The sequence below is a fragment of the Hymenobacter sp. BT188 genome, from assembly GCF_014333585.1.
In the GTDB taxonomy this organism is placed as follows: Bacteria; Bacteroidota; Bacteroidia; order Cytophagales; family Hymenobacteraceae; genus Hymenobacter.
This window is the reverse complement of record NZ_JACSCW010000006.1, coordinates 74989-87338: the sequence shown is the minus strand read 5'-3', so window position 1 is coordinate 87338 and position 12350 is coordinate 74989. Positions and strand designations below refer to the sequence as shown.

The 12350-nt window shown below is 52.4% G+C and carries 10 protein-coding genes; 5 read left to right on the top strand and 5 right to left on the bottom strand.

Annotated features, from left to right (window positions below; translation table 11 throughout):
* Positions 1–35 precede the first annotated feature (35 nt).
* The gene (locus H8B13_RS17235; protein ID WP_187312063.1) at positions 36–947 is read right to left on the bottom strand and encodes an EamA family transporter; all 912 of its coding nucleotides are present in this window, start codon (positions 945–947) and stop codon (positions 36–38) included.
* A gap of 58 nt (positions 948–1005) precedes the next feature.
* On the opposite strand from H8B13_RS17235, the gene H8B13_RS17230 reads away from it, so the two are divergent.
* From H8B13_RS17230 to H8B13_RS17220, 3 genes are all read left to right on the top strand, one after another.
* Positions 1006–3501: a bifunctional UDP-N-acetylmuramoyl-tripeptide:D-alanyl-D-alanine ligase/alanine racemase gene (locus tag H8B13_RS17230; protein ID WP_187312062.1), complete on the top strand. Its 2496-nt coding sequence runs from the start codon at positions 1006–1008 to the stop codon at positions 3499–3501.
* A gap of 441 nt (positions 3502–3942) precedes the next feature.
* Positions 3943–5340 (top strand): alpha/beta hydrolase, encoded by a 1398-nt coding sequence (locus tag H8B13_RS17225; RefSeq protein WP_187312061.1) that lies wholly within the window; start codon positions 3943–3945, stop codon positions 5338–5340.
* Positions 5341–5422: 82 nt separating this feature from the next.
* Positions 5423–6031, top strand: a complete 609-nt coding sequence (locus H8B13_RS17220) for an OmpA family protein (protein ID WP_187312060.1) — start codon at positions 5423–5425, stop codon at positions 6029–6031.
* A 102-nt stretch (positions 6032–6133) separates the two neighbouring features.
* Here H8B13_RS17220 and H8B13_RS17215 read toward each other — a convergent pair whose 3' ends face one another.
* Together H8B13_RS17215 and H8B13_RS17210 are read right to left on the bottom strand one after the other, a co-directional pair.
* Positions 6134–7033, bottom strand: coding sequence for a carboxypeptidase-like regulatory domain-containing protein (locus H8B13_RS17215; protein ID WP_187312059.1), 900 nt, complete (start codon positions 7031–7033; stop codon positions 6134–6136).
* A gap of 179 nt (positions 7034–7212) precedes the next feature.
* The gene (locus H8B13_RS17210; RefSeq protein WP_187312058.1) at positions 7213–8112 is read right to left on the bottom strand and encodes a carboxypeptidase-like regulatory domain-containing protein; all 900 of its coding nucleotides are present in this window, start codon (positions 8110–8112) and stop codon (positions 7213–7215) included.
* 215 nt (positions 8113–8327) lie between these two features.
* Here H8B13_RS17210 and H8B13_RS17205 point away from each other — a divergent pair, with 215 nt between their 5' ends.
* Both H8B13_RS17205 and feoB read left to right on the top strand, forming a co-directional pair.
* The gene (locus tag H8B13_RS17205; RefSeq protein WP_315985158.1) at positions 8328–8591 is read left to right on the top strand and encodes a FeoA family protein; all 264 of its coding nucleotides are present in this window, start codon (positions 8328–8330) and stop codon (positions 8589–8591) included.
* 9 nt (positions 8592–8600) lie between these two features.
* Positions 8601–10787, top strand: coding sequence for a ferrous iron transport protein B (gene feoB / locus H8B13_RS17200; RefSeq protein ID WP_187312057.1), 2187 nt, complete (start codon positions 8601–8603; stop codon positions 10785–10787).
* Between the two features lie 18 nt (positions 10788–10805).
* Here the strand turns inward: feoB and H8B13_RS17195 are convergent, their stop codons facing one another.
* Both H8B13_RS17195 and H8B13_RS17190 read right to left on the bottom strand, forming a co-directional pair.
* Positions 10806–11510 carry an SAM-dependent methyltransferase gene (locus H8B13_RS17195; RefSeq protein ID WP_187312056.1) on the bottom strand — a complete coding sequence of 235 codons (705 nt, stop codon included), beginning with the start codon at positions 11508–11510 and terminating at the stop codon, positions 10806–10808.
* A gap of 40 nt (positions 11511–11550) precedes the next feature.
* Positions 11551–12321 carry an alpha/beta fold hydrolase gene (locus tag H8B13_RS17190; protein WP_187312055.1) on the bottom strand — a complete coding sequence of 257 codons (771 nt, stop codon included), beginning with the start codon at positions 12319–12321 and terminating at the stop codon, positions 11551–11553.
* Positions 12322–12350: the final 29 nt, after the last annotated feature.

Here is a 12350-nt window from a genome sequence, read left to right as displayed (position 1 = left end):
TGTACGGGTTTTAACTCAGCCGAAGCGAAAAAGGGTCAACTACCGAGCTCTTTACTGGCCAGTTTGGCTCCAAAACGCATATTATACAGCACAACGGAGCCTAGAATAATCGCGTACGCAATGGCCTGCAGCGTAGTCGCGGCCTCGTTGAAATAAAGGAAAGCCAGCAGAAAGCTCACGACCGGATTGAGATACATCAGAATACCCACCGTGCCTGAAGGCAACGTATTCAAGGCATACAGGTTCAGAAACAGCGGTAGCACCGTGAACACGGCACTCAGAATGGCCGTCATCAGGAGCAGATGCAGGTCGTGGAAACCAGCCAGGGGAGAAGCCCCTAACAAGCTCGCAGTGGGGAGAATAAAGGCGGCAGCCAGGGAAAGCTGCACAGTGAGGAGCACCAGCCGGTCGTAGCCTTGCAGGCGCCGCTGAGTGATGAGGTACAAGGCATACGTGGCCGCTACGACCAAGCTCATAAGTAAAGTGCGCGCCGAGCCCGTACCCAGCAACGCGCAGCTCAAAGCGCTCAGCCCGATGGCTAGCCACTGATTACGCCGCAGCTTTTCGCGGAGCACCAAAAATCCTAGTAGCGCCGTCAGAATAGGGCAGATTAGGTAGGCAAACGAGCCCGCCTGCACACTTACCTTATTAATGACATAAATAAACAGCAGCCAGTTGGACGTCAGCAAAATGCCCCCCAGCAAGGTGCTGCCGGCCACTCCGCGTCGTTCACCTACTGGCGCTGCACGCCACTTTCGCCAGGTTGTGCGCACGGCCGAAGCGCGGAACAGTAGGTTAATAATCAGTAGAATTAGAAGGGAAATGAGCACCCGAAAAAACAGAATCTGTCCGCTGCTGTAGCTGGTGAGCGTACGGAGCGGAATGGGGAAAAACCCCCAAATGAGAAAAGCCGCAAGGGCGGCCAGGTGGTAGCGAGTGAGTTGCACGAGGAAGAAACAAACGTAAAAGACCGCAAAGATACCACACGCCGTACCTTTGCTCTCCATGCTATCCTTCTCCGATTTGCCCGCTCTCACCGGCGGCACCTTGCTCCAAACGCCTCCCGAGGCGAGTCGCGTGCAACACCTGCTGCTCGACAGCCGGCGCGTGGGGCAGCCGGCCGGGTCCCTGTTTTTTGCCATCCGCGGAGCCCAGCACAACGGCCACCGCTACCTGCCCGACTTGTATCAGCGCGGCGTGCGCCTGTTTGTTGTCGATAGTGTCGAAGAGATTCCGGGGGGCAAATCGGCCTTTCCCGAAGCAGGCTTTCTGCAAGTGGAAGACAGTTTGGCGGCCCTGCAGGCGCTGGCAGCCTGGCACCGGCGACAATTTGATATTCCGGTAGTTGGGATCACAGGATCCAACGGCAAAACCATTGTAAAAGAGTGGCTGGCCCAATTGCTTAGCTCCGATGAGCTGATCTGTAAAAGCCCGCGTAGCTATAATTCGCAAGTTGGCGTGCCTCTGTCGGTGTGGGAGTTGAACGCAACGCACACGCTCGGAATTTTTGAGGCAGGCATTTCAGAGCGGGGCGAAATGACCAAACTCGCCGCTATCATTCAGCCCACACTCGGCATTTTCACCAATCTTGGTACGGCCCACGATGCGGGCTTTGCCTCGGCAGAAGAGAAAGTGCAGGAAAAAATGCAGCTTTTTGAAGCTGTAGATACGCTCTTTTACTGCCGCGACCATGAAGCCATTCACAATGCTGCCCAGCAGAGGCTTAATCCGGCCCGAACCTTTACCTGGAGCCGGCAACAGCAGCGGGGAGCAAATTTGGGCGTTACGATAACGGAGGCCAGTGCCGAACGCACGGTGGTGCATGTGAATCTGGTCCGCCCGAGAGTTGAAGAATATACGTTTACCTTGCCCTTCGCCGATGAGCCTTCGGTAGAAAATGCCCTGCATTGTTTGGCTGTGCTGCTCTGGTACGCCGTGCCCACCGCCGAGATTCAGCGCCGCCTCGACCGCCTGCTGCCCGTGGCCATGCGCCTAGAGATGAAGCAGGCCCTCAACGACTGCTACGTGCTCGACGATACTTACAATAATGACTTAGCCGGCCTCACGCTGGCCCTTGATGCCTTGGCTCGTCAGCCGCGCCGTGGGCAACGCACCCTTATCCTTTCCGACGTGCTCGAATCAGGCTTACCGGCAGCGGATCTATATACTCGAATCGCAGCTCAACTGCCCGCTCACGGTGTAGGTCGAATCATTGGCATTGGCGAGGCAATAAGCGCGCATCAGCAGCTGTTTGGCGAGGTCCGGGGGGCTTTTTATGACAGTACCGAAGCGTTTCTGGCTGCTTTTCAGCCCGAGCAGTTTCGCCACGAGACGATTCTGGTGAAGGGTGCCCGCCGCTTTGAGTTTGAGCGGATTGTGGCCGCTTTTCAGCAAAAGATTCACGGTACCGTACTGGAAGTGAACTTGGATGCGCTGGTTCACAACCTCAACTACTACCGTGCCCGCCTCGCGCCCGGCACCCGCCTGATGGTAATGGTAAAAGCCTTTGCATACGGCAGCGGCAGCTACGAAGTGGCCAACCTGCTCCAGTTTCACCGCGCCGATTACCTGGCCGTGGCATACGCTGATGAAGGCGTCGAGCTGCGGCAACACGGTATTAGTCTGCCGATTATGGTGATGAATCCTTCGCCCGACAGCTTTCAAAAGTTGCATCAGTATCATCTGGAACCCGAAATCTACTCCTTCGAGCGTCTGCACGATTACCTGTTGGCCACCCAGGATCAGTCCATGCCGGCCATTCATCTGAAGCTCGATACAGGTATGCGGCGGTTAGGCTTTGCTGAGGAGGACCTGGAAGAGCTGTGCAAACTATTGCGCGAAAAAGCCACCCAACTGCGCATAGCCAGCATGCTGACCCATTTGGCAGGTGCTGACGAAGAGCAGCACAACGATTTCTCGCACCAGCAGCTAGCCGCTTTCCAGCGAATGACTCCGCTTGTGGAAGCCGCTCTTGGTTATCCTGTATTGAAGCATGCGTTAAATTCTGCTGGCATCATACGCTTTCCGGAGGCTCATCTGGACATGGTGCGGCTGGGCATCGGCCTTTATGGAGTAGAAGCCTCGGGGCAGGATTCAGCGGCTCTGCGACCAGTTAGCGCCTTGCGCACAGTCATCTCTCAGGTTAAAAAACTGCCTGCTGGTCAAACTGTTGGCTACGGACGCCGGGGTGTTGCCACCAACTTTGAGCGGCGCACTGCCACAATAGCCATCGGGTACGCCGATGGCTATGATCGGCGCTTCGGCAATGGCGTGGGCGAAGTAGTAATACGCGGCCTACGGGCTCCAATATTGGGCAACGTGTGCATGGATATGTGCATGGTCGATGTAACCCACATTCCCGATGTGCAGGCCGGCGACTCAGTAGTTGTATTTGGTGAGGAGATGCCCTTGGTTGAACTGGCTTCCCGCATCGGCACCATCCCCTACGAGCTATTGACAAATGTGAGCGAGCGAGTAAAGCGCATATTCATAACTGAATAGTTAATCTCTGCTTATATGTCTTTATATGCTATGTATATTCCTTAGTATAATTTAAAAAATAGAAATTGAAATAGATAATTCTGAGTTGATGTAAGTCCCAAAATATAGTAGGATGCTAACGGGTGATTAAATTCAAAATAATCCGTTTATAAGTATGAATGGGTAGACTTCGAATGCTTTTGCAAATGCACTATCCGATTGAGTCATGTTATATTTCGTTAATTTGTAAGCATTAAGACAACTTTCTTATCTTAGTTTATAAATAAAATGGCATTAAGGCCAGAAAAAGTTTTTTTTCTGGCCTTAATGCCATTTTTGTGTGCCTCTGGTGCACGTTTTGTATAAGCCGAAATTTCCGATCTGATGTGGTAACGCATTGCGTCCTTGGCTTACCACACGCTTATCTTAAGCTACCCACATTCATTCCTCACTTCCTTTTGCATGAAGAAAATTCTCTACTCATCTTGTTTAAGCTTCTGTATGGTTATTGGGCTGCTTCTGTCCACTCCAGCTCGTGCGGCAGCGCCTGCATTAGATGGTCTGTGGAAGGGGCCTTTACCTGTGCCAGGCGGCCAGCTAGAGGTGGTATTTAGAGTAGTAGCCCTCACTGGGGGCTCTTTCTTCGCTACGCTTGACGTGCCGCAGCAAAAGATTAGCCGCATGGCTGTCAGCGTTGAAGTAAGAGGTGATACCATCGTATTTATGGCTCCCGAAGCGGGCAGTCAATTCATGGGCTTGGTGTCAGCAGATGGCAAAGCATTGACTGGTACCTGGCAACAGCCTGGCTACCAAGTGGCTTTGACGCTTGGCTACACGTCGGCCCCGATAAGCACGGCCAAAAGTGCCCGACTAACGCCTCCTTATCGCGAGGAGGAAGTAGCTGTGACTAACACCGAAGCCAATTTGACCTTGGGAGGAATGCTCACGGTACCGGCGGGTGAAGGTCCATTTCCTGCTGTCGTATTGATTTCGGATATGGGAGCCCAAGATCGTGATGCTGCTGTAGGTGACTACCGCCCCATGGGCGTGCTGGCCGACTTCCTGACCCGTCGTGGTATTGCCGTGCTTCGCTTCGATGACCGGGGCGTAGGCAAATCAGGCGGTGACTATAATGAGGCTACACCTCCGGCCTTATTAACCGACCTACAGGCAGCTATGCGTGCGCTGCGTAGTCGGCCCGAGATCAATGCTGCCAAAGTTGGGTTTGTTGGACACGGTGAGGGGGGCAATCTTGCTTTGCTCGCCGCCGCCCAAGAAGACGCTCCCAACTTCGTGGTTACCATGGCCGCCAGTGGGTTATCTGGCCGCGACTTGGTACTGCAGCAGCAAGCCGAATTGCATCGCTCCTTGGGCGCCAGCCTGACGCAAATGCAAATAGGAGTTATGCGCCGACAGGCTATTCTTGATGTAATTCGTCAAACGCCTGATAACACTAAGGCTCAGCGCTTAGTGGCTATCATGCTAAGAGAAACGAATCCATCTATCGATATGGCCACAGCTAAGATTAGTGCTGGCTTGTTAACTACTGATAAGTATCGCTACTTTCTGGATTTTAACCCTGCCGATAAACTGCCTAGTGTGAAGTGCCCAGTATTACTGCTTTCTGGTACTGCCGACACGTATATTGAAGCTGAACTTAATCTTAATTCCTTGCAGAGAGGTCTGAAAAGTAGTTCTTCGGTGAATACCCGCAAATTGACTGGCGTAAACCATATGTTTCAGGCGGATCCATCGGAGTGGGCAGTGGTGAATGGCCAGCCACAGCCTACTTTTTCGCCCCAGGCGCAGGAGGCAATCCGGCAGTGGATTATAGTGCAGGCCACGGAGAAAGCGAAGTAAAAGGAAAGCAAGGCAATAGCCTCGGTGAACCGTTGTGGGGTCGTGTTCGTAGAACAGGGCTCCACAACGGTTCACCGAGGCTATGAAAAAGTTCCTCCTTACGATTCTCAGTGCCGCTGTCCTGCTGGCTAGCTGCGACAACCTGAAAAATCCGGCTACCAAAAACGAGCCCGAAGAAGCCAGCGCCGATACAGCTATAGTTTATCGTGAAGGCCAAGAAGGCCCCGCTGTCGCCGTTGCCGAGGGCGATTTGATCGATACCGACGCGCTGAATTTGCCCGACGTCGATTTTCCGGAGGTTAATCTTCCGGACGTGTCTGTGCGCGGCAATGACCAGTACAGCGTGTATGGCATCAAGGAAACGGTGCTGTTTGATACCGACAAAGCCACGATTAAGCCGGGCGCAGCCAAAGCGCTGGAGCAGATCTCCGCTTCTATTGGGCAACGTTCGGCTGGTAAGCAGCTGCATATTATTGGTCATGCTGATTCGCGCGATACCAAGTCGTACAACAAAGAGTTAAGCGAGCAGCGCGCCGAAGCAGTGAAAAACTGGCTGGTGCAGAATGGCAAGATCGAAGCTTCGCGCGTAGCTATTCAGCCTATGGGCGAGTCGAAACCTGTGGCTTCTAACGCTACGGCCGCTGGCCGCCAGCAAAACCGTCGCGTTGAAATAGCCGTGATCAACAGGTAAAAGAAATTGCTGAGTTCAAGCTCAGATTTACAAAAAAGCCCCCCAAACGATGTCTGGGGGGCTTTTTTGTAAGAATAAAATAGCTATTGAACGAAATAAAGTCTACTTAATCATGTCAACTTCGGCCTTGATCATGGCGTTGTAGCGCAAGCCACCAGCTCCCGACATGGTCATCAGTGTCCAGCCTTTACCGAGCGTATAGCTCCAAGTGCGGCTTTCTTTGAATTCAAACGTGGGACGCATGATCTGTCCGTAAGGAGTGTAGTTGTCGTCGAAGTTGGTGGTGTAGAACTTGTCACCGCTTACAATCCACTCCATGGCTACATAGAATCCTTCGTCCGGCGCCACGATGTTGTACTGCGTCAAATCAACCGTAAACCACTGTCCGCCGCCCGGTGCCGACACCACCACGTTCTCAGTCAGCAAGTCGGAGTTTGGCGAACTGTAGTTGCCGTCGGGAGCGTAGATGCGCACCCGGAATGGTTCGCGCGGGAAGCCGTGCTCCCCAATATAGAACGAAACGGAGCGCACGTTACCCAGCTTTTTGCCCTTTTCGTTTTTCACGAAAAATGCATACTGGCTGCCGGGCATGCCCTGAATCATGCCATCGCCGGGTGTGTTAGAGCGGGCTCCCAATTTCAGGTCTTTCACCTTGCTGGCCTGTACTTTAACCTCAGCCAGCTCATATACCCGTTTGGAAACTTCAATTACCATATCGGCCTGGCTCGCGCCACGCTTTACCAGCACAGCTTTGCGCTCGTAACCCAAGGCTAGAACGATCAGCGAGTCCTGGGCATTTTTGGTAGGACCGCTCATTTGGAAGATGCCGATTTCGTTGGTAAGAGCACCGCTTTGCTCATCCTTCAAACCGATGGAAGAGAAGGGAATGGGCTCTTTCGTCTTCTTGTCGATGATACGGCCGGATAGCCGAGTCTCCTGGGCCATACTTAGTGCCGGAAGCAGCAAACAGAAGGTAAAGGTGAATAGTACGCGTTGGAACATAAAGGGAGGTTTACAGACCGGGAGACAAGTTTGTAAGAGAGAGAGGGCTGTGAGAGGGACTTGTTTAATGAAGCTTTGTAAAAGCGCGTAAAGCGGCGTTTAGTATAATTAAATACCGACTTACGAGTAGAGACAGGGGTTTAAAAACAGCTTGATAAGGAGGAGAAAGCAGCTATGCTCTATTTATACATGTCTACCTCGGCCTTAATCATGGCATTGTAGCGCATACCATTATTAGCCAAGGTGATTAAGCTCCAGCCGCGTCCGATAGTGTAATTCCAGGTGCGGCTTTCTTTGAATTCGAACGTCGGCCGCAGGATCTGACCGTAGGGCGTGTAGGTGTCCATGAAGTTGGTGGTGTAAAACTTGTCACCCGTCACGATCCATTCCATGGCGACATAGAACCCTTCGTCCGGCGCCACGATGTTGTACTGCGTCAAATCGACGGTGTACCAGGCGCCACCTTTCATAGCCGATACCACGACGTTCTCAGTCAGTAAGTCGGAGTTTGGCGAGCTATAGTTGCCGTCGGGGGCGTAAATACGAATGCGGAACGGCTCGCGAGGAAAGCCATGCTCACCAATAAAGAATGACACGGTGCGTACCAAGCCTAGTTTCTTGCCTTTGTCATTCTTGACATAGAAGGCATATTGAGTACCGGGCATGCCCTGAATCATGCCGTCGCCGGGCGTATTGGAGCGCGCTCCAAGTCCGATTGGCTTTACCTTGCTAGCCTCAACTTTAACTGCGTTGAGCAAGTATTCGCGCTTGGGCACCTCAAGAATTATTTCCTCCAGATTCTTATCGCTTTTTCTTACCAGAATGGCTGTGCGCTTAAAGCCCAGCGCTATCACAATCAGCGAGTCTTTCTGATTTTTCTCTGGCATGGCTATCTGAAAATAGCCGTATTCGTTGGTCAAAGCACCTACTTGCTCTTCTTTCAACCCGATGGAAGCGTACTGAATAGGCTCCTGGGTTTCTTTATTAACTACTCGACCTGAAATTCGGTCGGCCTGCGCGAAGCTGAAATAAGGCAGCATCACAGCAAAGACGACTAAAGAAAGTACACGTTTAAACATATTGAAAATGAGTAGTTGTACCCCAAAACTACAATGAATGTGCCAATGTGATCCCTGTTTTCCTTGAATAGTTATACCTGTGCAATTTTCTGATGGAATAATTCTAAGCAGATTCTTGTACCATATTATAAGTGGTTGAAGAAAACCATCTTTTGGCCGAAACCTAAATGGGGCGTACCTTTGTTTGAATCCTGTCTAAATAACCAATCCTGCCTGTGGCTATTCGTTCTACTACCGCTGCCCCTACGACCCAACGTAGTGTGAAAGACCTTCGTCTGGGCGAGAGCGGGACGATTTGCTGTCTGCAGGATCCCGAGATGGCATTGAAACTGTTAGAAATGGGCTGCATTCCGGGTACGCAAGTGCGCCTGAATAGCCGCGCTCCGTTGGGGTGCCCCATCACGCTGGTACTCGGCGACGAAGATTACACGCTTTCGCTGCGAGTAAGCGAGGCGGCTACTATTTTATTGAAAAACTAACCGGCGCGGATGGCTCGCCTGGCAACTATACATACATTGTCCGCTCCGGCGGCCGTCGCCTCAGGCGTTGATAGCATACCTACGCCTCACGCCCGTGGAGAGCTTACGCGGATTGCCTTAGTGGGCAATCCTAACTCGGGCAAGTCCTCGCTGTTTAATCAGCTTACGGGGCTGAACCAGAAAGTAGGTAACTTCCCCGGGGTAACTGTTGATCGGAAGACCGGCATCAGCCAGCTTACACCCCAGCACCGCGCCGAGATTATCGACTTGCCGGGTACGTATTCACTGTACCCGAAAAGCTTGGACGAGAAGGTAATCACGGACTTGCTTTACGACCGTGAATCGGCTCAGTATCCTGATTTCGTAGTAGTAACGGTTGATGCTTCCAATCTGCGGCGTAACCTATTGCTGTTTACTCAGCTCGCCGATTTGGGATTGCCTGCTGTATTGGCTCTCAACATGATGGATGTCGCCGAGCAGCATGGCGTGCATATCGATACTGCTGAGCTGCAGCAGGAGTTAGGTGTCCCCGTGATACCTATGAATGCCCGGAAGGGCATTGGAGTGGCTGCACTCAAGATTGTAATGGCGCAGCATCTGGACGCACCTACGGTAAGCTTTTATGAGCCCGCGGAGGAACTGCTGCCCATGATCCGGCAGATTCGATACTATTTCAATTTGCACAACGATTATCTGGCGCTGCACTATGCGCACCAGTTCCGGCATATCAGCTTTTTAACGCCCGATCAGCGCCAGTACGTGCAGGAGTTGGTTGAGCAGTATGGCTTCGAGCCTACCGCTCGCCAGGCGCAGGAAACCATTGCCCGCTACGCCCGCATCAATGAGATTCTGCTCAACGCGGTATCAGTGACGCGTACGGAGCGCAATGAGCCGTACAGCAATAAGTTAGACAAAATCCTGACCCATCGGGTTTGGGGCTACCTGATTTTCTTTGGGGTGCTGTTTATGATGTTTCAGGCCGTTTTTGCCTGGGCCAGCTACCCCATGGACCTGATCGATCAGGGCATTGCGTTGATCAACTCACTTATCCAAACCAACTTCAACGGGCCGCTGATAAATCTGCTGACTGAGGGGGTTATTGCAGGTCTGGGGGGCGTTTTGATCTTTATTCCACAGATTGCCTTGCTGTTTGCGTTCATCGCGGTATTGGAAGAGACAGGCTATATGGCCCGCGTCACATTCATGATGGACCGCATTATGCGCAAGTTCGGATTGAACGGTAAGAGCGTGGTTCCACTCATTTCGGGCGTGGCTTGCGCAGTGCCCGCTATCATGAGCGCCCGCACCATTGAGCACTGGAAGGACCGTATTATTACCATCTTCGTTACGCCGCTGATGAGCTGCTCGGCCCGGATTCCGGTATACACGGTTCTGACGGCTTTAGTGGTACCTGATGAAAAAGTGCTGGGCTTCTTCAATTTGCAAGGCGTGGTGCTGATGGGCTTGTATCTACTAGGCTTCCTGTCGGCTATCTTCTCGGCTTTAGCCTTGAAATTCCTTCTCAAAACCCAGGAGCGGAGCTACTTTATTATGGAGTTCCCGGTGTACCGCTGGCCACGCTGGAAAAACGTGGGTATTACCATCGTTGAGAAGGTAAAAACCTTCGTGTTTCAGGCAGGTAAAGTCATTGTGGCCATTTCCGTTATTTTATGGGTACTAGCCTCATATGGTCCGGGCGATGCCCTAGATAAAGCTGAGCAGCAGGCCCGTGTTATAGCCGCCCAGCAGCAACTATCGCCGGAGGAAACCGACAACCGAATTGCCTCTGAGAAGCTCGAGAACTCTTATGCTGGGCTGTTTGGCCGAACGTTGGAGCCAGCAATTCGTCCCTTGGGCTTCGACTGGAAAATTGGTATTGCGTTGATCACGTCTTTTGCGGCCCGCGAAGTATTTGTGGGGACCATTTCTACGATTTATAGCGTAGGACAGGATGCAGATATGCGCACAGTGCAACAAAAGCTCGCCGCTGAGAAAGACGAAAATGGGCAGCCATTTTTTACACCGGCACGCGCGTTTTCTCTGCTAGTGTTCTATGTATTTGCCATGCAGTGCATGAGTACGCTGGCCGTTGTGTACCGCGAAACCAAAGGCTGGAAATGGCCCCTGATGCAGCTAGTCTACATGACAGGCTTGGCTTACGTGTCGTCGCTGATTGTGTATCAGGTGTTTAAGTAGAAGGCGTTCTAGTACCGTTTACTTTCCTAGTAGAAACACCGCTGGCTGCTTATGAATCTCGGGTAGCTTGCCTTTCCAATCACCTACGGTATGAGTTTGGACAAACTCATTTGGAGCCGTAAGGCTGGCAGCAATGCACAAGCGGGTAGTAGGCTGTAAATGCACCAGCAAGTCATCCAGCAGCGGCATATTGCGGTAAGGCGTTTCGATAAAAAGCTGCGTTTGATGTTGCGCAATAGCCGTCCGTTCTAACTGCTTTAACGCCGCGATTCGCTTGGCTTTTTCGATGGGCAAATAGCCGTGAAAAGCAAAGCTTTGCCCATTCATACCCGAAGCCATCAAAGCCAGCAGCAGCGACGACGGCCCCACCAACGGCACCACCTTAATACCTAATTGGTGCGCCACCCGGGCCACTTCTGCGCCCGGATCAGCCACACCAGGACAGCCTGCTTCCGATAATATGCCCGCATCTTGGCCGGCGGATACCAGCTTCAGCGCTGCTCTAATTTCTGCTTCCGATGAGTCTTTGTCAATCACCGTGAAGCGTAGATCTTCGATTACGTGCGCTGGGGCTACACTTTTCACAAAGCGCCGGGCCGTGCGAGCATTCTCTACCAGAAAATTCGAGAGTGCAGCCACATGGGTAGCTACCGGCGCTGGCAATACCTGCGCGGCCGTATCATCGGCTAGAATAGTGGGAATAAGATAGAGGATGCCGGGCAAGAGAAGTGAGATTTAAGATGTAGTGCAAGAGGTTAGTACCCTAACCTTGCATAAAGGCATTAACCAGCTCAAACACCTTGTCTGGAGCTTCGGCATGGAGCCAGTGACCCACATCAGGAATGGTTTCAACCTGAGAATTGGGGAAGAGCGTCGGAATAACATGCAGCTTGTCCTCCGTCGTGATGTAGTCTGATTTTCCCCCCCGAACAAATAAAGCGGGCTTCAGGAAAGGCTGGGGGGCTTTTATCTCCGCACCGACGTGTGCCATATGTGAGGTGAGCGCCTCTAGGTTAAGGCGCCATCCAAACGAATGGTCTTCGCGGCGGTAAAGGTTTTTTAGCAGAAACTGCCGTACCGAATCTTGCTTTATATGCTGGGCCATCATCTCGTCGGCCTGCTGCCGGTTTTCTACGCGCGGTAGATCTACAGCGTGAAGGCCCGCCAAAATGTTGTCTTGGTGGAGCATATCCGAGAAGCTGGGCGCAATGTCCAGCACCACCAGTCGCGCTAGCAAATCGGGGTAATCGAGGGCGAAGCGCATGGCTACTTTGCCCCCCATGCTGTGACCGAGTAGGGTAGGGGCTTCGAGCTGGAGTTGGGTGAAAAGCTCCCGCACGTCCTCACTCATCAACTCATAGGTATGCTCCTCGGTATGGGGCGAACGGCCGTGGTTGCGTAAGTCCACGGCAATAACCCGATGATGTTCCGCCCAGCGTTTAGCCAAGGTTTGCCAATTGTCGAGAGTGCCAAAAAGGCCGTGCAGAATAACTAGCGGTGTGCCTTGGCCCTGTTCGCGGTAGTGTAATTGCATAGATAGCGAGGTTCAAATCTTCTAGTAAG

Bases quoted from the DNA above. Each gene is read 5' to 3' on its own strand.
- H8B13_RS17230 (WP_187312062.1), top strand. From the start codon at position 1,006: ATGCTATCCTTCTCCGATTTGCCCGCTCTCACCGGCGGCACCTTGCTC.
- H8B13_RS17225 (WP_187312061.1), top strand. From the start codon at position 3,943: ATGAAGAAAATTCTCTACTCATCTTGTTTAAGCTTCTGTATGGTTATT.
- H8B13_RS17220 (WP_187312060.1), top strand. From the start codon at position 5,423: ATGAAAAAGTTCCTCCTTACGATTCTCAGTGCCGCTGTCCTGCTGGCT.
- H8B13_RS17215 (WP_187312059.1), bottom strand. From the start codon at position 7,033: ATGTTCCAACGCGTACTATTCACCTTTACCTTCTGTTTGCTGCTTCCG.
- H8B13_RS17210 (WP_187312058.1), bottom strand. From the start codon at position 8,112: ATGTTTAAACGTGTACTTTCTTTAGTCGTCTTTGCTGTGATGCTGCCT.
- feoB (WP_187312057.1), top strand. From the start codon at position 8,601: ATGGCTCGCCTGGCAACTATACATACATTGTCCGCTCCGGCGGCCGTC.
- H8B13_RS17190 (WP_187312055.1), bottom strand. From the start codon at position 12,321: ATGCAATTACACTACCGCGAACAGGGCCAAGGCACACCGCTAGTTATT.